The sequence below is a fragment of the Ruegeria sp. R13_0 genome (genome assembly GCF_017743995.1).
In the GTDB taxonomy this organism is placed as follows: Bacteria; Pseudomonadota; Alphaproteobacteria; order Rhodobacterales; family Rhodobacteraceae; genus Ruegeria.
In genome coordinates this window covers 181,510-203,587 of the sequence record NZ_JAGHRB010000007.1, presented here as the reverse complement: position 1 = coordinate 203,587, position 22,078 = coordinate 181,510, and the positions used below count along the sequence as shown (strand labels likewise).

Genomic DNA, 22,078 nt, shown 5'->3' with positions numbered 1-22,078 from the left:
AAATGGCAAAAGATATCCAAAACCGTTTCGTCACCCCCAAGGCATGGAAGCGTATCGAGCAGTGGTCGCGCCGTAAGCCGGTTTTCGCCCTCATGGGCGAGTTCAGCGCCGGTAAATCGACGCTTATGAATTTTCTGCTGCGCAAGCAGGCCTTGCCGACACAAGTCACCGCAACCCAACTGCCGCCGGTCTGGTTCAGCTATGGCAACCGCTCGGCCTACGTCAAACGCCATGATGGCAGCACCGAAGATATCTCGCTGGATCAGCTTGAGAGTGTGGGTGTCAACGACGCGCAGTTCATTCGAATCTTCCTTGAGGCCGATATTCTTGAGGCGGTGGATCTGATCGACACGCCCGGTATCTCGGATCCCAAAATCTCGACCGATGTTTGGCAGCGCGCTGTCGGGCAGGCCAATGGCGTTCTGTGGTGTACCCATGCGACGCAGGCCTGGCGGGAAACCGAACGGGCGACATGGGTCTCTCTGCCGGAACGGTTGCAGCACAACTCGATCCTGTTGATCACGCGCGCCGATGCCCTGGGCCAGAAGGACCGACAAAAGGTTCTGCGGCGGGTCAACCGCGAGGCGGGGCATCTGTTTAACCGTTCGATCCTGTTTTCTGCCCGAGATGCGATCACCGCGCGTGACAAGACCGGCGACGCCGAGATGTGGGCGCGCAGCGGTGGCGGCAAGATGATCGATTGCTTCCTCGGGATCACCGAGCAGATCATGGACACCCGCGCTGGCCATCTGTCGCGGTACCAAATTGACAAGAGCCAGTCTGACAGTCCGCTGGTGCGCCCGACCCGGCCCAAGCGCAAGGATGAGACCGCTGAGGTCGCGCCGCTGCAGCTGGTGGATCCGGTGCCTTCGGAGCCCCCGGAGGTGGCAGATCAGGACAGTGGCGTGGTCACCAATTTCCCAGTGCGCCCGTCCCGCGTCGAACGCCGCTCGGACGAGGTCGAGCGGGAGCGGATCAACGCGGATGAGGCCGAGCGCCTGCGCGCCGAAATGGTCCCGACGCCGGACGCTCAACCCGCCGAGACGGAAGAGGACCAACTGCGCGCCCAGTTCAGAGAAGAGCCGAAGGACCCGCTGGACCTGTCCTCTTTCGCTGACACCGAGGCGGACCTGGATGTGTTCGAATTCTCGGGCGCGGAAGGCGAAGATGAGAATGTCTTTGCCGCAGAGGTCGAAACACCCAGCCCAGCCAATGACGTGGCTGAAACAGCGCCTGAGGCTGAGGAATCCGAAGACCTTCTGGTGTCGCTCAACAAGACCCTGTCCAACACACCCGAGGTTGCGCCGGCGGAGGATACCGACGACCAGCCTGATGCGCCCGGGATCGAGGTTTCGGTCTCGTCGATCACCGCGCTGATGGCGGAACAATCGAAGAGCGATGAAGACGACTATGAGCCGGAGCCTGAGACCAACGGTCTGGTCGAAGTGCGGCTGATGCCGCAGCCCGAACCGGAAGAGGTTGAGGAAGATGCAAACGAGGGGCTGATGGACATCCCCACAGGTGAGCTTCCCAGCGCAGCCGCAATGTGGCGAGAGCTTGCCGCCGCCGGGGATCTGCCGACCGATGCCGAGGGGCTTCAACGCGCATTCTTGGCCTTCCTGGCCGAGTTCGACCAGATCGCCCGCGAGCACGCAGACTCTCAGACGAAAGAGGCGATCAGGTCCATTCCCAAAGCCGGGGAACACAGAGGGGCAGAATGGCATGTTCTATAGCCCACAAGACATGAAGAAGGTCAGGGGTTAGATGTCTATTCAAGCTGCTCTGACCACGGCGATGGAGACCATACCCGACTGCGTTGCAGCCGGGTATGTCGACATGGAAACGGGGATGTTGCTGGGTACCAGCGTCAAGGACCCTGATGCCTCGGATGTGCTGGACACGCTGGCTTTGGCCGCGGCAAACCTGTTTCAGGGGCGCGGGGTGGTGGCTTTTGAAACCATGCTGCGTGAAGCAGGTGGCGAGGCGTCTGAAACACCGGGGTTTGGGGAAATCGCGGTGTTTTCCGGCGAAAGGTTGATCATTTTCCAGCGGACCCGGGAGTATCCCGCACATGTGGTCTGCTACATCTGCAGCAACAGCGCGAATGTAGGGTTGGCGCTTACCAAATCACATCTCAGCCTGGGGCCAGTTGCGGCCGCAGTCTGAACGGGACCAGAGGGGGTCACGGTATGATGGATACGAACATACTCGACATGCTCGACAATATCGGGCGGTCCTCGGTTGCTCGTTTGTCGCCCGCCGTTACGGTCGAGGGTGAGACCTCGGTTGCGCGCCGCGCGGGCGTTCTACGCGCCATTCGCGGCACCGTTCTGCCGCGCCGGTTGGAGTTCACTGCGGCCAACGGGGACGTGCTGGCGATCGAGGTCAGCAATGCCCGCGTGACCGATGTGTTCCGCGTCCGGTCGGGTATGGTGCCGGATTTTGAAACCGAACCGCGCGAAGAATTGATCGGCAAGCTAGCGCAACTGGTGTCGGACATCGCCGACGCGCCCGCGCCGCTGGAATTTGTCTCGCTAAAACCCGACGCCGAGCTTGAGGCCGATGACGTTGGTGTCACGCTTGGCGAAATCGAAACGGCCTGCGCCCGGATCGAACTTCCGGCGGAGCCGATTGTTTCGGTTGTACCGGATGTTGAAGAGCCTGCATCTCAGGTATCTGATGTGGCCTCGGCCGCGCGGGGGTTCTTTGACAGTGCCGAGCGTTTCGCGCAGGCGCGTGGCCTGATCGACGGGGGTGATCCTCAGTTCGAAGGGGACGCTGCATTGAGCCCGGATGCCGATCTTTTAACGCGTTTCATGGCGGATCTGACCGGATGGAACGAGGATAGCCAGTCCGAGCTGCAGCAACCTCAGCTGATTGTCATGCGTCCTTCGGGGGGCAAGGGGGCCGCCGTGGCGGTGGTGCAGGATCAAGGCCAGACCGCTATTGCCGTCCATGACGCGCGCAAGCTGGGTGCTGTTGTTGGCCTGTGGACCAAACTTTCCGGGGGTGACTCATGAGCGCCTCCCGATCCTTCAAATTTTCCATCAATTCAAACCAGTGTTTCTTGTTATCAGGGTAAAAAGTTATGAGTGAGACCAGTCGCCGCGAGCTTATTCGCATCGCCGAAGACATGAACGAGACGAGCAATGACGAAACCCGTCAGTTCATCTCGCGCATTGTCGGAGACCTTTCGGGGTTGAAACCGTCGATTGCCTTTGTCGGGCAGATCAAGGCGGGAAAATCGCGTTTGATCAACGGCTTCACGGGGCAGGCGGAATACCTGCCCTCGGATGTGAATCCGTGGACGACGGTGATCACCGATATGCATTTCGGCCATCCTTCGGGTCGCACCGAGGGGGCAGAGTTCCACTTCTTCGACAATCACCAGTGGCAGGCCTTGATCGCCGAGGGTGAAGAGCTGCGCAACATGTTCCCTGATGAAGAGGACAGCTATAAGCGCGAGATGATCGAAGAGCAGGTCGAGGCGATGAAAACCCGCGCCCGTCTGCGTCTGGGCGACAGCTACGAACAATTGTTGGGTCAGCATCACGATCTGGAAGACCTGAACTCGGACGATCTGGCCCGCTATGTCTGCGCGGGCGATGACCCAAGCGATAGCGAAACCCACGATCCCGGCTCGGATCGGGGACTTTACAGCGATATCACCCGTAAGGCCGAGGTCTATTTTGACATCGGCCATTTTCCGTTTCCGCTGACCGTTACCGATACGCCGGGCGTTAACGACCCGCTGCTGATCCGCGAGGAAATCTCGCGCCAGTACCTCAAGGAATCCGATTTCTTTGTGGTGGTTCTGTCCGCGCATCAGGCTTTGTCACGGGCTGATCTGAAGCTGTTCCGCCTGATGCAAGCGCTGGAACTGGGCCAGATCGTCGTCTTCATCAACCGCGTGGATGAGCTGGGTGGCGGGGCCGAGGATGCTGGCAAGGTACGCAGCGACGTTCTGGACGGTCTGGAACAAGCGCTGGGCAACTCGGACATTGACGTGCTGATGGGCAGTGCCCAATGGGCGCATTATGCGCTGACCGGGGATGAGACCGGCGTCAATCACGATGACGTTCTGGCCTGGCTGCGCGCCCATCCCGAGCAAATGAAGCAGTATCTGGACGGTGTGGAAGAGATCAAGCAAGGTCCCGGCCCGATCAGCCGTGAGGGCGTGTTGCGCTTTGCTGCCATGATCGCCTCGGGCCTACCGGATCTGCGGCGGCATGTGACACAGGCCTTGGCCGACGGCCCTCGCAGCGAACAGCTGCGGATGGCGTGGCAACATCTGAACAGTTTTGCGCAGGGCGAATTGGAACGGTCGCAGGCCGAGCTGCGCGCGCTGGAGTCCGAGGACGGCTCGGCCACAGTCGATCTGGACGAAAACAACAAGACGCTTGGCGAACTCAGGGCGCTCGTCGCCGAGAAGACCGAGGTGATGACGCGCGACATGGACGACGTGCTGGCCAACCTGCGCGGCGTCATGGATGACACGGTGGCCGAGGCGGTCTCGGCCGTAGTGCGCGGCCCGGATGGCAATTCGCCTCTGTTGGCGAAAGGCGCTGAGACCGAGCTGAACTTTACCCCTCTGCGCGACCGGATGCGCGAGTTGATCCAGGGGGCCACGCAGGTCGTTCGCCAGCGCATGCTGAGCGAGCTTTACGCGATCGACATGCAGGCCAACGCGGCCCTGCGCGCCTTGCCCGGATGGCAGGATCCCGTTGACAACCGCATGAACACCAGCGCGGTGCGGTGGTTCCGTCCGGACACCACAGCTCTTACTCGCGGTATTACGGTGGAGTTGCGGGTGAACTGGCTGTCGCGCCTGATTTCGCGCAAAAGCGTCGTAACCCGTGCTGAGCGGATGATCGTTCAGGAATTCGAACTGATCGGGGATGATCTGATCGACACGGCGCGTGAAAACATGATGGAGCGGCTGAAAACGGTTCTGGACCACTATGTGGCGCTGTTGGGCGGTTATCTTGAACACCGGACCGGTTCGGGTGAAACTAATGCTCAGGCCGAAGCGCAGGATGCGTTCGACCGGGCCCGTCGCATCGCCGATGAACTGGAAACGGTGTTCGGCCCGGTGCGCGCGGATGAAGGACAAGCAAAGGCAGCGGAATGATCGAATTTCCCGGAACCGAACAGGACGTCAGGCAGCTTGAACGCTTTCTGAACGCAACCGAATCCCTGCCAATGGATTCGGCGCTGGAGGATATGCGCGCGAAGGCTCTCGCCCATGCCGAGCGTCTGTCCAACGCGGTCAATATCGGTTTTGCCGGGGAATTCGGGGCGGGCAAATCCAGCCTCGCCAATATGCTGGCGGGGGCGGACATCTTGCCCACCGGGCCACAGCATTTGAAGTTGCCCCTCGTGATCGTCGCTTATGCGGACGCACCGGAAACCACCGTCGGCTGGTGGGACAAGGAGCCCAAGACTTACTCAGGGATCGTGCTTGAGAAAGCAGCGGAAGATAAGCCCGACTTCATCTCGGTCGGGTTGAACACGCCTGCGCTGCGCGAGATCTCTCTGTTCGACCTGCCCGGCTCGGGCGCGTTGGATGAGACCTACAAGCCAACGCTCGACCTGCTGCGTTTCGTGGACTGCGCCATCTGGTGCACCAACGGCACAAACGCCTGGCGCGAGACTGAGCGTCATCTCTGGGCACAGGTCCCGCAGGAATTGCGCGACAACAGTCTGCTGGCCGTTACCCATACCGATTTGCCTCACGTCCGTGATGCTCTGGACCGTGTGCTTGCCCGATTGAACAAGGAAAAAACAGGCCTTTTCAACGCCGTGGTTCCAATCGGTACGCCTGTCGCTGTGAAAGCTATGGCGCAAGAGCCTGAACCAGATTTTGATCTGTGGGAAAACTGCGGCGGTCAGAATCTGGCCGAGAAGGTGCTCGAGGCGGCTTCCGCTCGTCGGATGCATGACCTAAACGCAGCCCGAAAAGACATCGCCGAGCTGTTCCAGCCATTTCTGGACACGCTCGCTGGCCCCGAGCCAGAGCCGGAGACCGAAAGCCCCTCGGTTCAAGCGGCGCTTGGGTCAGCCCTGCCACCGTTGAACAACCCGATCCTCGAAGACTGGCTGGCCGCGATTGCCAGCATCTATGAGGACCTGCGTGAATCCTCGGATATCGAACCGGCCGCTTTTCTGCAAAGCTGCCAGGAAATCGTTGAGGATTTTGCCGAACGTCTGGAACAGGGCGGTGAGATCGACCCCGATGCAGACTGGATTCCCGGTGAATTCGAAAAGGCCACCGACCTTCTTCTTCTCTTGCAATTCGAAAGCGGCGATGCGCCTTTGCGTGATGCCATCAGCATTCTGGCACAGCTGAGCGACAACCTGGCTTGGGCTGGTAGCACCGTGGCGACCGAGCAGTCCAAGACCGGAACCTGACGCGCGCCACCTGGAATTGAGCTGCACTGCGGCGATTCGAAGCCTGCCCAAAACGATTCCTTATTGTTTCGAATTCGTAGACCAACCTCGTGTTTTGGTCGGTTCAGTTTTCGAATTATATATGCAAGCTTACCACATATATGATTGCAATATAGGCTCAACACTATATGTTGATTTAGGGGAAATACGATCCATAGTGAAGCCATGAGGCGGCCCCAATAAAGTCAAATTTGAAACGTCTAACCGGACTTAAGTGTCCTGCGGTTGTTTTTGGTTATGAGTTCGCGGGCTGATTGCCCAGTTTTCTGTACCGCGATTTGAGAAATACGGGCGGATTGAAATGAGCCATAACCAGGCTGTCGGTGCATCGCACGACGAACCAAAAATTGAAGGTCTGCAACCCGGAGCCAAGCTCCTGCGGGGGCAGTATGAAATCCTGAGCTATCTCAGCAATGGTGGCTTCGGAATCACCTATCTGGCCCGTGACAGCCTGGAGCGGGACGTGGTGATCAAAGAATGTTTCCCCGGCGCGCTCTGCCGTCGCGACGGTGACCTTGTTGAAGCCGCTGATCCCTCCTACTCCGAAGACCTGCGCGCGATCGTGGACCTCTTCATCCAGGAAGCGCGTAACCACGCGCGGCTGGTGCATCCCAACATCGTCGACGTGCATCAGGTGTTCGAGGACAACAACACCGCCTATATCGCCATGGACCTGATCCGCGGATGCGACCTGCTGGACTACATGGACAAGCCCGAGAACGAAAGCGGCCCTGACTTCATCGTGCAGGTGACTGAAAAGATGCTGTCGGCGGTCTCTTTCATCCACCAGAGCGGCATGCTGCACCGGGACATTTCCCCCGACAACATCCTGATCGACGAGAATGGCGATCCGGTTCTGATCGACTTTGGCGCTGCGCGCGAGCAGGCGGCGAACAAGTCGGCGGCGCTGTTGACGCTGCGGGTGATCAAGGATGGCTACTCGCCCCATGAATTCTATGTGCGCGGAGCTGAGCAAGGCCCCAGCAGTGACCTCTATGTGCTGGCGGCAACGCTGTATCACGCGATCAGCGGTGAGCGTCCGATTGACGGTCAAAGCCGCCTGAACGCGTTCAATAACGGACAGGAAGATCCCTACACCCCGCTGACCGGTCGGTTCGAAGGCTATCCCGAAGGATTCCTGGAAGCGATCGACAAGGCGATGGAAGTTCACGCCACCGACCGTCTGCAATCGGCGCTGGACTGGCTGCGTATGTTCCGCGGGCCGGGGGTGATGTTCGACACATTCGCCTATCGTCCGGTCTCGGTCATCGTTGGTATGGACCGTGAAGACAAAGAGGCCGAGAAAGCCCGGATCAAGGCTGAAAGCGAAAATGCCGAGGCGGTTGTGACCGCTCTGCTGGCGGGCAATTCCGATATTGTCAAAGGCAATGAGGACAAGAAGGAAGACGACCTGTCCAAGCTCTCACCCCGCGAAGAACCGGCGGTTGCTGTTGATACGGTTGTCAAAAGCGGATCGAGCGGCAATGGCAAGCTGTTGGCAGGCGTGGCTGTTGTGGCCATCGCACTGGCCGCAGGTGGGTATGTGATGATGTCCGGTGATGCGGACAAGGTCGAGACAGCGGCGGTGGCCCCTGCGACGGAAGCGGCGGAACCCGCAACCGCAGCGGTGGAAACTGAAACGGCGGCGGTCGAACCGGCCCAAACTGAAGAGCCTTCACAGGAACTGGAACAAGTCAGCGCTGCAGTGCAGCCTGTCGAGCAGGAGCCGGTTGAAACTGCGGAGACGGTTGCCACAGAAGCAACCCCCGCAGAAACTGTGACCGAAGAAGCAACGCCTGAAGAAATCGCACCTGCGCCCGAAGAAACCGCAGCCACGCCCGAAGTGACCGCGCCTGAGGCTGAGGCCCCCGCAGCTCCGATCAATCTGGCCGAGGCTCAGGTTGCGTTCTCGCATTGGGATGTTGAGGTTCCGTTTGACACGTCCCGTCGTCGCGCCTCGACCGGCAATATGTTCTCGATCACGGGTGTGGACGCCAATCAGGATATGTCGGTGATCGGCGATTGGGTTCAGCGCGGAGCTACCATCTTTACTTTGAACGGCAAGCCGGTACGCGACGATGCCTCGTTTGCGGCACAGGTGCTTGAGAACCTGCAGGTGGATCCCGACGGGTATCTGCGCGTGGCTGCGCGCTACCGTCCTCTGGGGGAGACACGGGCGCAGAACGGATTGCTCGCTTTGCCCGCATTCCGCACGATTGGTTTGGAAAACGGCTACGGCTTTAGCGTCAACGGCAATGGGGCCGGTGGTTGGCAGACAGTTGTGACAGATGTGCCCGAGGGCGCGTCGGGCAGCTTGCAAACAGGGGATGTGCTGGTAAGCGAGGCCGAAACGGGTCTTGCGTTCGAAGGACCGGAAAGCCTTGATGCGGTGCTGGCGCAACTGGTGTCGGGCGAACAGCCTCAGGCGCGGTTTGCGGTATTGCGCAACGGTGCAAATGCCAACGCAACCATGCCTCTTGCGCAGGAGTGATCAGACCGGTTCGAACGTAATCTGCCAGCGTGTGTTTGCTGAGGGTGGCCCCCGAAAGACAGCCACCCTGACGGGATCCGGTCCGACGCAGAAAGGTAAAAAGTTTCCTGGTTTCAAGATTGAAGACCGCAGCGCGAACAGACGCGGTGCGGGTAGCGAAACGGCACAGAATTGCGTGCCAACAAGTTGAAGGTGTCGACACCATGTTCAAATACAAAAGCCCTCTCAGCCGGCTTCTAGAAGGTGCCGGCAAAGCCAAAGAAGAAGAAACGACCGAGGCAGCGGCCCCGGCCGAGGAAAAGCCCGAACCGATTGCGGATTTCAACGCGCTGCGCGCGGCGCTGGGCGGCGGCAATCTGGCTTCTGAGGCGTATGAAGAGACCTATGACGAAGAGGATGAGCTGACCGTCGAAGGCGAGATGCCCGAGTTTTCGGATGCCGAGGACGTGGCCGAGGACACCGAGGAAGAGACGTCGATCTTCGTAGAAGAAGCTCCGGTGACCGAAGAGGTGGCCGAGGAAGTAGCGATTGATGAGCCGGAAGCTGACGAGCAGATCGTGACCCTGCATCTCTCCGAAGACGAGCGGGTCGAAGCGCCGGTTCAGGATGAGGTCGAAGTGGCAGAGCCCGAAGTGATCGAACCTGTCGCAGTCGAACCCACTCCGGAACCGACCCCTGCGCCGGTTGAGCCTGTGGTCGAAGTTCAGGAACCGGTGGCGGAAGCCGCCGAACCGCAGCCTGAACCCGAGGTGCAGGCCGCAGTGGTTGAGCCGACGCCGACACCAGCGCCGATTCCGGCCCCAGCCGAGGACCGCCGCTCGCGCGTAAAGACCACTTTCCTGGGTTTCGAACGCGCAGATACCCACGTTCAGGACCTAATCGAAACCGCCGAGCCGGTTGCCAAGACCGAAGCCGCGCAAGAGACCTTCCCGGTGGGTTGGCTGGTTGTCACCCAAGGCCCCGGCCGTGGGTCCAGCATCACCCTAACCGAAGGTCTGATGCAGATCGGACGCAATGATGATCAGGCCATCCAGCTGGATTTCGGCGACACTGGCATTTCGCGCAGCAACCACGCCGTGATTGCTTATGACCCGGAAGATCGCAAATGCTATCTGGGTCACGGCGGCAAGGCCAATCTGGTGCGCCTGAATGGCAAGCCGGTCCTCAGCACCGTGGCGCTGTCGAATGGCGACCTGATCCGCATCAGCGAAACCTCGATCCGTTTCATGGCCTTCTGCGACGAAGGTTTTGATTGGCGGGATTCCTGATAGATGCTCGCGACTCCGGCATATGACGTTGCGCTGATCCTGAACCAGGGTCAGCGGGACACGCAGGAGGATGCTATCGCTGCGCGTATGTTCGACGCGGCGGATGCAGGCTATGTGGTGATTGCTGACGGTATGGGCGGGCATGAGGCCGGTGAGGTCGCCTCAGGCCTCGTGGTTGCCGCCTGGCGAGAGGCGCTGGACGCCGAGCTGGAAAGCGACACCCTGTCGGAACGCGCGGCGATAGATGCATTGCCTTTGGCGGCCATGCAGGCCAACGCATTGATTTCGAACCGCAATGAAGAACAGGGCGATGGCTGCAATATGGGGTCCACCTTGCTGGGCACCTTGCTGTTGGGGCAGCGTCTGTTCTGGATTTCGATTGGCGACAGCCCGCTCTACCTGTTTCGGGACGGCGCGCTGATGCAGATCAATGAAGACCACTCGATGGCGCCGATGATCGACGCGCAGGTTGCCGATGGGACGCTGACCGAAGCGCAGGCGCGGTCTCATCCGGACCGCAATCAGCTGACCTCGGTCATCATGGGCGGTGCAATTCCCAAAGTGGATTGCCCGGAAGATCCTATGGCCGTGACGGCTGCGGATATCCTCATCCTCGGCAGTGACGGCCTGCAGACCCTGACCGATGACGAGCTTCAGGCGGTCGTAGGCAGCCACGCGCAGGCATTGGCGCAAGAAATCGCAGAGGCACTGCAACAGGCAGTGCTGGCGAAGAACAACCCTGATCAAGACAACCTCTCAATCGCAGTCGTGAAACTTGCGAAACAATAATAAGGCAAAGCAACGGGACCCATGAAAAACACATTGATCATATCGAGCCTGGCCCTGGCGGCGGCTACAGGTGCAGCATCGGCGCAAGAGGCGTGCTCGAACTACGAGATTCAGCGCGGCGACAGTCTGCGAGAGCTGGCGATTCAGGTCTATGCGACGGAAGATTTCCGCATCATATTTGACGCCAACCGCGATGTGATTGGATCCAATCCGAACATCATTCGGGTCGGTGACGTGCTGGCAATGCCCTGCCTTGAAGATATCGGTCGTACTCCGGTTCTGGCTGATACCGAGGCCGAGCGTCTGGCCGCCGAAATGGCTGCCGAGCTGGTCAAAGCTGCCGAAGAGCGTGCAGAACAGGCGATCGCCGAGGCCGAAGCCCGAGTGGCTGCCGCCGAAGCTGAGGCCAAGCAGGTCAGTGAACAGGCCGTGGTTGAAGCAAAGGCCGCCGCGCGTGAGGAAATCGAGGCCGCACGCGCCGAAGGCGCCGCCCTGATCCGCGACGCCGGTACGGGCGAACGCCCTGAGGTGCGCGACCGTCAGGTGCTATTGATCACCGGCGGTGACTATCAGCCCTTCACCGACGAAGCACTGCCGCATCGGGGCCTCTATACGCATCTAGTGGAAACCGCGATGCTGCGCGCCGCACCTGAGCAGGCCTACAAGATTCAGTTCGTCAACGACTGGAACTCGCATCTGGATTTGCTGATGCCGACACTTGCGTTTGACGGCACGTTCCCCTGGTCGCGTCCGAATTGCGAAGAACCCGCGGCGCTGTCCGAAAACGACCGCAACCGCTGTGAGACCTACAACTTCTCGAACCCGTTCTACGAAGTGGTCGACACGTTCTTCGCCCGCGAAGGCACAAGCTATGTCGAAGCGCTCAGCTACGCTGATTTCGCCGGCACCACGATCTGCCGCCCTGAAGGTTGGTCGCTGTCACACATGGATGCGGTCAGCCTGTACGAGCCGATCATCACCTTGCTGCGCCCGGAATCGCCGGACGAGTGCTTTGAAGCCGTGATGACGGGCGAGGCCGACATTGTCGCAATCGAAGCGCACCTGGCCGACGGAGCCATCGGTCGTCTTGGCTACGAACACCGCATTGTCGAGAACCCGAATTTGGCGGCGATCAAGTCGCTGAATGTCATGACGCACAAGGACAACCCGGACGGAGAAGCGATTCTGGAAACGCTCAACAAGGGTCTGGCGATCATGCAGCAATCCGGCGAATGGCGAGACATCGTCTCATCCGCTCTTCGCTATCAAATGGAAAACGGCTGAGAAAACTGAAAAGCCATCTCAAATTTTATCTGGAGAAAACACCGAATGCCCAACTTCACGCTCCATAATGTTGCGTTGACAACCGCTGCCGTATTGACGGTCAGTGCCGGAGCCGCTGCCGCCCAACAAGCCTGTACGAATTATACCGTGCAGGACGGCGATACCATGGCGTCCATCGCGTTGACCGCGTATGGCACGTCCAACTACCAGCCGATCTTCAACGCGAACCGCGATGCGATCAGCAACCCCAACGCGCTGGATCCCGGGCTGTCTCTGGTCCTGCCTTGTGAGGACGGAAACCTGCCAAACGGTCAGAGCGCCAGCGACATCATCGCGGCACAGCAGGAACGTTTTGCAAACTCTGCACAAAGCAGTGCGTTCAAACGGCCGATCAAACTAGTGACCGGCAATGGCTGGGCTCCGTTCGCGGATGAAACCCTGAACGGTGGCGGGTTCATCACCCGTCTGGGCACCACAACACTGCAGCGTGGTGGCAATAACGAGCAATTCTCGATCAGCTTCGTGGATGACTGGAACTCGCATATCGAAACCCTGCTGCCGCTGGGCGCGTTCGATGTGTCGATGGCCTGGAACATCCCTGACTGCACCAACCGCAGCTATGAATGGTCATGGGAGACCGAGGTCCGCTGCACCCAGTTCCACGCTTCGGCGCCAGTCTACGACATCGTGTTCGGCTTCTACAGCGTGCCCGAGGGTAAATACGCCGGAGCCACAAGCTTTGACGACCTGCACGGCGCCACAATCTGCCGTATGGAAGGCTGGCCTCTGCACGATCTGGAGCAAGAAGGTTTGCTGCGCGACGATACGATGACCGTTGTGCAACCCGCCACCGCACGGGAATGTCTGGATGCGGTCATCACTGGAACAGCTGACATCGCCACGTTCGAATTGCAGCTGTTCGCAGACGCCATGAGCGAAATGGGCCTGAATGCCAACGACCTGGTCGAGAACCCCTATGTCTCGACGCTGTCGTCGCTTCGCTTCATTACTCACCGGTCCAATCCTCAGGGTCAAAGATACCTTGCCCTGATGAACAAGGGCCTGAACGAAATGCGTGAAACCGGGGAATGGTACGCCATCATCTCGGATAGCCTGAATGAGCATAACGAAAGACTGCTAGACGCAATCAACTGAAACCTCATCTCCACATTCCAACTTATGGGAGGAATAAAAAATGCTAAGAGAAAAACTCAATACCAAAGTGATGACGGCAACCGCCGTCCTCACACTCTCCGCAGGTGCTGCAGCAGCGCAGGAAGCCTGTTCAAATTACACCGTGCAGGACGGCGACACGATGGCAACCATCGCGATCGCAGCCTATGGCACATCGAACTATCAGCCGATCTTCAACGCGAACCGCAACGAGATCACCAACCCCAATTCGCTAGAGCCCGGTCTGGTCCTGGCTCTGCCGTGTGAGGATGGAAGCCTGCCCAACGGTCAATCGGCGCAGGAAATCATCGCGGCGGAAGAACAGCGTGCGGCCAGCGTGAAACGGTCGAACGTCTATGCACCGCCGATCAAGCTGGTTGCGGGCAACGGCTGGGAACCGTTCACGACAGAATCCCTGAGCGGTGGCGGCATCATGACCCGTCTGGCAACAACCAGCCTGCAGCGCGCTGGCAACAGCCGCGACTTCTCGGTCAGCTTCGTGGATGACTGGTCTTCGCACTTGGACACTCTCCTGCCGCTGGGCGCATTCGACATCTCGATTGCCTGGACGCTGCCCGATTGTACAAACCGCTCTTACGAGTGGTCTGAGGCAACCGAAGCCCGCTGCACGCAGTTCGTGGCGTCTGTTCCGATCTACGACGTTGTTGGTGGCTTCTTCACGCTGCCCGAAAGCGAATACGCCGCCGCAACAGAGTTTTCGGATCTCGAAGGCGCAACCCTTTGCCGTATGGCGGGTTGGAGCATGGTTGTTCTGGAAGAAGTTGGCCTGAACGGCAAAAACCTGAACCTGGTTCATCCCAACTCAGCGCGTGAATGCTTGGACGCCGTTCTCACCGGCACAGCAGACGTTGCTGCATTCGAGGTTGAGCTGTTTGCCTCGACCATGAATGACATGGGTTTGACATCGGACGATATCGTCGAGAACCCCTATGTGTCCACCCTGTCGTCGATGAGCTTCCTGGCCCACCGTTCGAACCCGTTCGCGCGCGAATACATCGCGATGATGAACAAAGGTCTGAACGAGATGCGCCAGTCCGGCGAATGGTACGCCATCATCTCGGACACGCTGCGCGAGCAGAACGAAAAGCTGAACGCCGGTTCGAACTGATCCCTCGGTTCAACTGATGTGGAAGGGCCGGTTGTTTCAACTGGCCCTTTTTCTTGTCATGGGGACAAAACCGGTGTTTGAATTCGATCCGTTCGGCACGCCTGTGCAAGCAGTCCGAACGCGCTGACTTTCCACAGGACTGAGCCATGATCCAAGACAACCCCGCGCTTATTGATGCCATTCGCGACAGGTTCGCCCATGTCGACACTTGCCCGTTTCAGGGCGAACGCATTTTCTTTGAGAATGCAGGCGGCGCCCTGACGCTGAAATCGGTGGCCGAGACCTCGGCTTTCTATGCGGCGATCCCGGACAATCCGGGCCGTATCAACCCTGCGGGGCAGGGTACGCAGAATGTGATCAACAAGGCCAAACAGGATCTGGGGGTGTTCATGAACGCCTCAAGCGGCCAGTTCTTTGCTGGCGAAAGCGGCACTGAGCTGTTATTCCGCATGATCCGTACCGCGTGTTTGGCCGCACCAAAGGGGGCCAAAGTGATCGGGTCCTCCATCGAACACCCGGCCACCCGCAGCGCCGCGCGCCGCTGGGCCGAGGTTGCGGGGCTCGACTATGTGAACGTGCTGCATGACAACGATACCGGTCTGGTCACGGCTGAGGACTACACCGCATTGATGTCCCCGGATGTGGCGGTGGCGACGATCCTGCATGCCTCGCCTGTGACGGGCATGGGCATGGATGTGGCCGCGATCTCGGCTGCGATCCGGGCGGTTGCGCCGGATTGCATGATCATTGTCGACGGGATCCAACACGCGGCCCACGGGCAGCTCGATCTGGATGCCTACAACGTCGATGGCTATGCGATCTCACCTTACAAAGTGTTCTCGCGCCACGGATACGGGATTGCATGGATCTCTGACCGGCTGACCCATACGCCTCACGACATGCTGATCGACGCCCCCGCGACAGGGTGGGAATTCGGCACCCGCGATACCGGTTCCTACGCGACGGTCTCGGATGTGGTGTCTTATTTCGACTGGCTGGGTGGAGAAGTATCGGACGAGACTGACCCGCGCGCGCGGATTGAGGCTGCGGGTCGTGCCATTCACGCCTATGAAACCCATCTGACCAACACCGCAATCAACGGCACGGGCAACCTGCCGGGTCTGCGCGATATGGATCACGTCACCATTCTGGCCGGGGCCGACAACCCAGCGCGAGAGGGGCTGGTGTCGATTGTGGTCAAAGGCAAGGCATCCGAAGACGTGGTTGAGACGCTGAACCAGCAGGGCATTCGAACCCATACGCGCAAGGCCGACCATTACTCGGGCAATGTGCTGGGGCCATTGGGACTATCGGATTGCATCCGCATTTCCTTCTGTCACTACAACACGGAACAGGAAATCGCCCGCCTTTTGGCCGCCGTCAAAGAGCTTGGGGAAGACGCGTAGCGCTATAGTCTCTGCCCGTCCTCGCCAAAGGCGAGGACGTTTGCCTGATCGAATGCGATCCCTGTCTGCGCGCCCGGTTCAACCCTGTGCTGGCCGAAGGCGCGGATGGTGAAGGGTTTTCCGGTTCCGATATCGACCATGATATTCGTATCCGCACCCAGATTTTCCACATGCACCACGGTACCGGATAGGGCCCCGGTCTCGGAATGGGTGGCGTATTCCGGGCGGATACCGAAATAGGTGCCCTTTGGCCCGCCGATCATATCCGCCGGGACAAAGTTCATGGCGGGAGAGCCGATGAACTCGGCCACAAAGCGGTTGGCGGGGTTGTTGTAGAGGTCCATTGGGCTGCCGATCTGCTCCACGCGCCCGTCCCTCAAAACCACGATCTTGTCGGCGAGTGTCATCGCCTCGGTCTGATCATGGGTCACGTAGATCATGCTGGCGTCAATCTGGCGGTGCAGATTGGCGATCTCGACCCGTGTATTCAGGCGCAGGGCGGCATCCAGATTGGACAGCGGCTCGTCAAATAGGAACAGTTTCGGGTTGCGCACAATCGCGCGCCCGATGGCGACGCGTTGCCGCTGGCCGCCTGAGAGTTCGGCAGGGCGACGCTCCAGGTAGTCATCAAGCGACAGCATCCGGCTGGCCTCGGAAATGCGGCGCGAGATTTCATCCTTCGGGTGGCCAGCCTGTTTCAGCCCAAGCGCCATATTCCCACGCACCGTGAGATGCGGGTAGAGCGCGTAGGACTGGAACACCATCGCGAGCCCGCGTTTCGCCGGGGGCACTGTGTTGACCTGTTCGCCGTCGATCTCGACCGTGCCCGAGGTTGCATCCTCCAACCCCGCAATCACCCGCAGCAAGGTCGATTTCCCGCAGCCTGAGGGGCCGACAAAGACCACGAATTCGTTCTCCTCGACGGTCAGGTCGATGTTCTTCAGCACCTCAACCGGCCCGAAGGATTTACACACTTTGCTCAGCTTCAGGGCGGTCACGTCACGCCTCCTTCAGGTCAACCGGCTGCCCGGTTCGAATGCTCTCATCGGCCGCCAGGCAGATCCGCAGGGATTGCACCGCGTCGCTCATGTGGCGGGTCAGGTCGATATCCTCGGCGATGGCGCGCAGCATGTAGGCTTGCTCTGCATCGCACAGCTCCTGATGGCCCGGTTCGCCGTCCATTTCGATCAGGCTGTCCCCATCCGGGCGATGCACCAGAATGCCGCCCACTTTGGTGTGCCCGTCCACGTCGTCCGAGGCGCCCTTGTTGCCCTCGGTGATCGAAACTGCCCCATTGGGTGAGATGATGTCTTTCACGAAGAACGCGGTTTCGGACATCATCGGGCCCCATCCGGCCTCGTACCAGCCGACCGAGCCGTCCGCGAACACCACCTGGAACTGGCCGTAATTGTACATATCCGGTGCGATCTCGTCCGACAGGCGTAGGCCCATGCCGTTGACCCGTACGGGTAGGGCATCGGTGATCTGGCACATCACATCCACGTAGTGGACGCCGCAATCGACGATCGGCGAGGTGGTCTGCATCAACGCCTTATGCGTCTCCCAAGTCGGGCCGGTGGATTGCTGGTTCAGGTTCAGGCGGAATACATAGGGGCCGCCCAGATCGCGCGCCTCAGAGATCAAACGCATCCATGAGGGGTGGTGGCGCAGGATATAGCCGATCACCAGCTTGCGCCCCGTCTCAACCGCTTTGGCGACAACACGGCGCGCATCCTCGACCGTGGTGGCCAGAGGTTTCTCGACAAATACATGCGCGCCTGCTTCCATCGCAGCGCAGGCATAATCAGCGTGGCTATCGGAATAGGTCGCGATGACCACCAGATCAGGAGTGGTCTCTGCCAGAGCGGTGTGGAAGTCCGAGAAGGCGGGATAGCCCTGCAACTCCGACTGGTCGACCTGACCAGAGCGATTGACTAACCCGACAATCTGCGCGTCTGGATGATGGTGATGCGCCAGCGCGTGGCTGAGGCCCATATTGCCCAGACCTGCGATAAGGACTCGGATCATTTGACCGCCCCCGAAGTGATGCCGCGGATCAATTGCCGCGAGAAGATGACATAGAGAACCATGACCGGCAGGATCGCCATGCTGAGCGCCGACAGAACCGCGTTCCAGTCGGTGACGAATTGCCCGATGAAGACCTGACTGCCCAGCGTGAGCGTCTTGGTTTCCTCGGCCGGGGCCAGGATCAGCGGGAACCACAGATCGTTCCAGATCGGGATCATGTTGAACACCGCCACCGTCGCCATCGCCGGGCGCACAAGCGGCAGAACCAGACGGAAGAAGATCGTGTATTCGCTGAGGCCATCAATGCGCCCCGCGTTTTTCAGATCGTCGCTGACCTGCCGCATGAACTCGGACAGGATAAAGACGGCCAGTGGCAGGCCCTGCGCAGTGTAGACCAAGATCAGGGCCATCAGCGTGTTCACCAACCCGGTTGCGACCATCATCTCGAGGATGGCGACCGTGCCGATGCGGATCGGGATCATGATGCCCAAGGCCAGATAGAGGCCCATCAGGGTATTGCCCCGAAAGCGATACTCGCTAAGCGCAAAGGCGGCCATTGCGCCGAACAGCAGGATGAAGAACAGCGACACCACCGTGACGATCATCGAGTTCTGGAAGTAGAGGAAGAAATCCCCCTGTTTCATCACTGTCTGATAGCCGATCATCGAGAATGTCTCGGCATCCGGCAGGGCCAGCGGCTCACGAAAGATCGCTTTGCGGGACTTGAAGCTGTTGATCACGATCACGAAGACCGGGAACAGCGCGATCAGGGTGTACAGGATCAGCGCGCCGTGCATCGCGGCGATATTGAACGGGTTTCTGCGGGCTTTGTTCATGTTTAGGCCCTCAGAACTGATACCGGCGGATGCGGGTCTGGATCAGGAACAGATAGACGCAGACGCCAGTCAGGATGATCGCAAACATCCCCGTCGCAATGGCCGAGCCCATATGCGGATCGCCAAGCTGCAACTGGAACCCGAAGAAGGTGCGGTACATGAAGGTGCCCAGAATATCGGTCGAGAAATCGGGCCCCGCCAGAGCTCCTTGGGCGGCATAGATCAGGTCAAACGCGTTGAAGTTCCCCACGAAGGTCAGGATCGAGATGATGCCGATCGACGGCAGGATCAGCGGCAGTTTGATCTTCCAGAAGGCGGCCATACCGGTGATGCCTTCGACCTCGGCGGCCTCAAGAATTTCTTCTGGGATCGACAGCAGGGCGGCATAGATCAGCATCATCGGGATACCGACGAACTGCCAGACCGACACAAGCGCCAAGGTGGTCAGCGCATATTCCTCTTTCCCCAACCATGGAGCATAGAGTGACTTCAGGCCAACAGCGGCCAGCATGTCCGGTGCGATGCCCCAGATCGGGGACAGGATCAGCTTCCAGGCAAAGCCAACGATCACGAAGGACAGGATTGTCGGGATGAAGATGGCCGAGCGGTAAAACGCGGCAAACCTCAGCCGCGGATGGCTGAGCATGGCGGCCAGAGCGATCCCGATCGGGTTCTGCACCAGCATGTGAATGAAGAAAAACCAGAAGTTGTTACCTAATGCATTCCAGAACGCATCCGACCATAAGGGATCGCCGAACAGGGTGCGGAAATTGTCCAGCCCGACAAAGACGCGGGATTGATCGACCTCGGTATAAAGCGCCAGCCGCAGCGTGTTGAACAGCGGCAGGATCATCACGGCGGTGTAAACCAGCACGGCGGGTGCAAGAAACACCACTATGTGCCATTTGATCCGGCTGTTGCCCATCTTATGCCTCGACTGTTCTGGGTGGGTCCGGCCCGAAGGCCGAACCCCTTGGTTTCGTGAGTGGTTATTGGTGCGGTGTGTACCAGGAGGCGAGGCCATCCTGCAGGCGCTGCCCGGCGTCCTCGGGGCTTTCTTCGCCCTTGATGACCTGAGCCGAGGCATTCCACGTCTCGTTCTCAAGGTTCGGCGTGCCGCGCGACAGGATCTGGTAGGTCGAGCGGATGGTCGAGCCACACTCACCACGCCAGCTTACGAATTCCTGCGCCAGCGGGTCCTCCATCGCCACGTCAAAGCTCGACAGCGAGAAGAAGCCGGGCAGGGCGTTGGCATAGATGGTCGCGAACTCTTCCGAGCCGACCCAATCCAAGAAGGTGCGTGCGGCCTCAGCGTTGGGTGAGGCTGCGTTCAGGCCGATGGCGATATCGGTGTGGTCCGAGATATAGCACTCATCGCCTGCATTCTGCACCGGAGGCTTAAACGCGCCCATTTCGAAATCGGCCAGGTTGTTGAACCCGCTGATCTCCCAGCTGCCAGCGGGATAGACGGCTGCGCGACCCAGAGTGAACAGGTTCTGGCTGTCCGGATAGGTCTGAGCTTCGAATCCGTCGCCCATGTACTCACCCCATTTCGCCAATTGGCGATAGGGAGCGACCCATGCTTCATCCGTCAGCTTCTGCGAACCTTCGATCAGAGCCAGACGCCCCTCTTCACCTTTCCAGTAGTTCGGGCCGATATTGTTGTAGCCCATGGTGGCCGCTTCCCACTGGTCATTGGTGCCCATGGCCATCGGGATATAGGTGCCGTCCTCTTTGATCTTGTCGAGCGCCGCGAAGAACTCAGCCTCGGTTGTCGGGACTTCGATGCCCAGCTCATTGAAGGCGTCTTTGTTGTAGATGAAGCCGTGAATGACCGAGGCCATGGGAACGCAGAAGGTCGCCGCGCCGTCATCGGTTTGCCATGCAGATTTCGCCACGTCCGAGAAATTGGCCATTCCGCCCAGATCGGACAGATCCGTCAGGTGACCGGCCTCATAAAGACCAAGCGAGGTATCGAACGGACGGCAGGTGATCAGGTCTCCGGCCGATCCGGCATCCAGTTTGGCGTTCAGCGCCGCGTTGTATTCTGCAGGGGCCGAGGGCGTGAAGCGGATCTTGATATCCGGATTCTGCGCCTCAAACGCGGGGATGATCTTTTCCTGCCACAAGGCCAGATCGTCATTGCGCCAGCTTTCGATGGTCAGAACCGTTTCGGCATAGGCGGCGCCTGCAAGGGCCGACGACGCCAGCAAAACGGCGCTTAGTGATATCTTCTTCATGGTCTTTTCTCCCTTGATGTTTTGTTTGGTTTTAAAGGTGTTTCAGCGCGGGGCGCAGGTGGCCATCGGATTGCGCCAAAAGCGCCTCGGCCCGGTTCGGGCTGTCGGCGCCTGCGGCCAGCAGGATCGCCTGTTTCACGTTGCCGGACGCGCGGCTCAGTGCATCGCTGGCCTGCTCTGCCGAAACCCCGGCGATTTTTCCAACGATCCCTTCGGCGCGCTGGCGCAGTTTGTGGTTGTCGGCGATGACGTTGATCATCATCCCGTCATGCACATGCCCAAGGCGGATACCCATCAGCGTGGACATCATATTCAGAGCCACCTTCTGCGCCGTCGCGGCCCCAAGGCGTGTTGAGCCTGCGATGGGTTCGGGCGGCGTATTCAGGTGGACGGCGCAATCTACGTAGTCGAATAGCGGGGCCTCTGCATTGTTGGCGATCCCGATGACCTTGGCGCCCTGCGCGCGTGCGTGACGTGCGAACTCCACGGCATAGGGCGTGCTGCCACTGGCCGAAAGGGCGATCACAGCGTCAACCGGTTGCACATTGGCCGCCGCTGTTTGCGCTGCTGTTTCGTCATCTTCGGTATGACCGGGCATCGCCGCGCCCTGTGGTACCCCGCCTGCCATGCAGATCGCCATGGACTCAGGCGAAAGGCCGAATGTCCCGGACAGTTCAGCTCCGTCCGCCAGTCCCATTAGGCCCGAGGAACCGGCCGCAGCGTAGTAAATCTTGCCGCCCTGACGCACGGTGTCCGTCAAAATGGTGGCCCCGTCCGAAAGGGCGCTCAGGCAGTCATCAAGTCCGCGCAACGCTGCCTTTTGTGCCTCAAGCAGATAGTCGAGGATGTCGACATCCGGGCGCAGGTCCAGCCCTTCGACTTCGTCGCGCAGCATTTCGGTTTGTGGCAGCATTTGATTCCTTCCCAGATGAGAGTAATACCTATATAATACCTTTTGTCTACCTTTCGTTGGCGAAATTCGTC

18 protein-coding genes are annotated in these 22,078 nt (G+C 59.6%); 12 read left to right on the top strand and 6 right to left on the bottom strand.

Translation table 11 applies throughout. The features are described from left to right. Positions 1–2: 2 nt before the first annotated feature. The 12 genes from J7394_RS11410 to J7394_RS11355 all read left to right on the top strand — a co-directional run bounded on the left by J7394_RS11410 (position 3) and on the right by J7394_RS11355 (position 15,990). Complete coding sequence (locus tag J7394_RS11410) at positions 3–1,733, top strand: dynamin family protein (RefSeq protein WP_209253102.1); 1,731 nt, start codon at positions 3–5, stop codon at positions 1,731–1,733. A 31-nt stretch (positions 1,734–1,764) separates the two neighbouring features. Further along, positions 1,765–2,166 carry a hypothetical protein gene (locus J7394_RS11405; protein WP_209253100.1) on the top strand — a complete coding sequence of 134 codons (402 nt, stop codon included), beginning with the start codon at positions 1,765–1,767 and terminating at the stop codon, positions 2,164–2,166. A 23-nt stretch (positions 2,167–2,189) separates the two neighbouring features. Continuing rightward, entirely contained in the window at positions 2,190–3,020 is an 831-nt protein-coding gene (locus J7394_RS11400; protein WP_209253098.1) for a hypothetical protein, read from the top strand. A gap of 68 nt (positions 3,021–3,088) precedes the next feature. Next, entirely contained in the window at positions 3,089–5,131 is a 2,043-nt protein-coding gene (locus J7394_RS11395; protein ID WP_209253096.1) for a dynamin family protein, read from the top strand. Then, positions 5,128–6,411 (top strand): dynamin family protein, encoded by a 1,284-nt coding sequence (locus tag J7394_RS11390; protein WP_209253094.1) that lies wholly within the window; start codon positions 5,128–5,130, stop codon positions 6,409–6,411. Before J7394_RS11395 ends, J7394_RS11390 begins: the two co-directional genes overlap by 4 nt. A 340-nt stretch (positions 6,412–6,751) precedes the next feature. Next, entirely contained in the window at positions 6,752–8,941 is a 2,190-nt protein-coding gene (locus J7394_RS11385; protein WP_209253093.1) for a serine/threonine-protein kinase, read from the top strand. A 203-nt stretch (positions 8,942–9,144) separates the two neighbouring features. Further along, positions 9,145–10,209, top strand: a complete 1,065-nt coding sequence (locus J7394_RS11380) for an FHA domain-containing protein (protein WP_209253092.1) — start codon at positions 9,145–9,147, stop codon at positions 10,207–10,209. A 3-nt stretch (positions 10,210–10,212) separates the two neighbouring features. Then, entirely contained in the window at positions 10,213–10,998 is a 786-nt protein-coding gene (locus J7394_RS11375; RefSeq protein ID WP_209253091.1) for a PP2C family serine/threonine-protein phosphatase, read from the top strand. A gap of 21 nt (positions 10,999–11,019) precedes the next feature. Beyond that, positions 11,020–12,282 (top strand): transporter substrate-binding domain-containing protein, encoded by a 1,263-nt coding sequence (locus tag J7394_RS11370; RefSeq protein WP_170375717.1) that lies wholly within the window; start codon positions 11,020–11,022, stop codon positions 12,280–12,282. Positions 12,283–12,327: 45 nt separating this feature from the next. Beyond that, positions 12,328–13,437, top strand: a complete 1,110-nt coding sequence (locus tag J7394_RS11365) for a LysM peptidoglycan-binding domain-containing protein (RefSeq protein ID WP_170375715.1) — start codon at positions 12,328–12,330, stop codon at positions 13,435–13,437. 40 nt (positions 13,438–13,477) lie between these two features. Then, positions 13,478–14,584, top strand: coding sequence for a LysM peptidoglycan-binding domain-containing protein (locus J7394_RS11360; RefSeq protein WP_209253090.1), 1,107 nt, complete (start codon positions 13,478–13,480; stop codon positions 14,582–14,584). Between the two features lie 146 nt (positions 14,585–14,730). Continuing rightward, on the top strand, positions 14,731–15,990 hold the full coding sequence (locus J7394_RS11355) for an aminotransferase class V-fold PLP-dependent enzyme (RefSeq protein ID WP_209253089.1): 1,260 nt from the start codon (positions 14,731–14,733) through the stop codon (positions 15,988–15,990). A gap of 2 nt (positions 15,991–15,992) precedes the next feature. Here the strand turns inward: J7394_RS11355 and J7394_RS11350 are convergent, their stop codons facing one another. From J7394_RS11350 to J7394_RS11325, 6 genes are all read right to left on the bottom strand, one after another. After that, complete coding sequence (locus J7394_RS11350) at positions 15,993–16,988, bottom strand: ABC transporter ATP-binding protein (protein WP_170706159.1); 996 nt, start codon at positions 16,986–16,988, stop codon at positions 15,993–15,995. A 1-nt stretch (position 16,989) separates the two neighbouring features. Beyond that, on the bottom strand, positions 16,990–18,018 hold the full coding sequence (locus tag J7394_RS11345) for a Gfo/Idh/MocA family protein (protein ID WP_209253088.1): 1,029 nt from the start codon (positions 18,016–18,018) through the stop codon (positions 16,990–16,992). Then, positions 18,015–18,854, bottom strand: coding sequence for a carbohydrate ABC transporter permease (locus J7394_RS11340; protein WP_170375704.1), 840 nt, complete (start codon positions 18,852–18,854; stop codon positions 18,015–18,017). The genes J7394_RS11345 and J7394_RS11340 overlap by 4 nt, the downstream gene beginning before the upstream one ends. Before the next feature lie 10 nt (positions 18,855–18,864). Beyond that, positions 18,865–19,779 carry a carbohydrate ABC transporter permease gene (locus tag J7394_RS11335; protein WP_170459957.1) on the bottom strand — a complete coding sequence of 305 codons (915 nt, stop codon included), beginning with the start codon at positions 19,777–19,779 and terminating at the stop codon, positions 18,865–18,867. A gap of 64 nt (positions 19,780–19,843) precedes the next feature. Further along, entirely contained in the window at positions 19,844–21,094 is a 1,251-nt protein-coding gene (locus J7394_RS11330; protein WP_209253086.1) for an ABC transporter substrate-binding protein, read from the bottom strand. A gap of 31 nt (positions 21,095–21,125) precedes the next feature. Then, positions 21,126–22,007, bottom strand: coding sequence for an N-acetylmuramic acid 6-phosphate etherase (locus tag J7394_RS11325; protein WP_209253084.1), 882 nt, complete (start codon positions 22,005–22,007; stop codon positions 21,126–21,128). Positions 22,008–22,078: the final 71 nt, after the last annotated feature.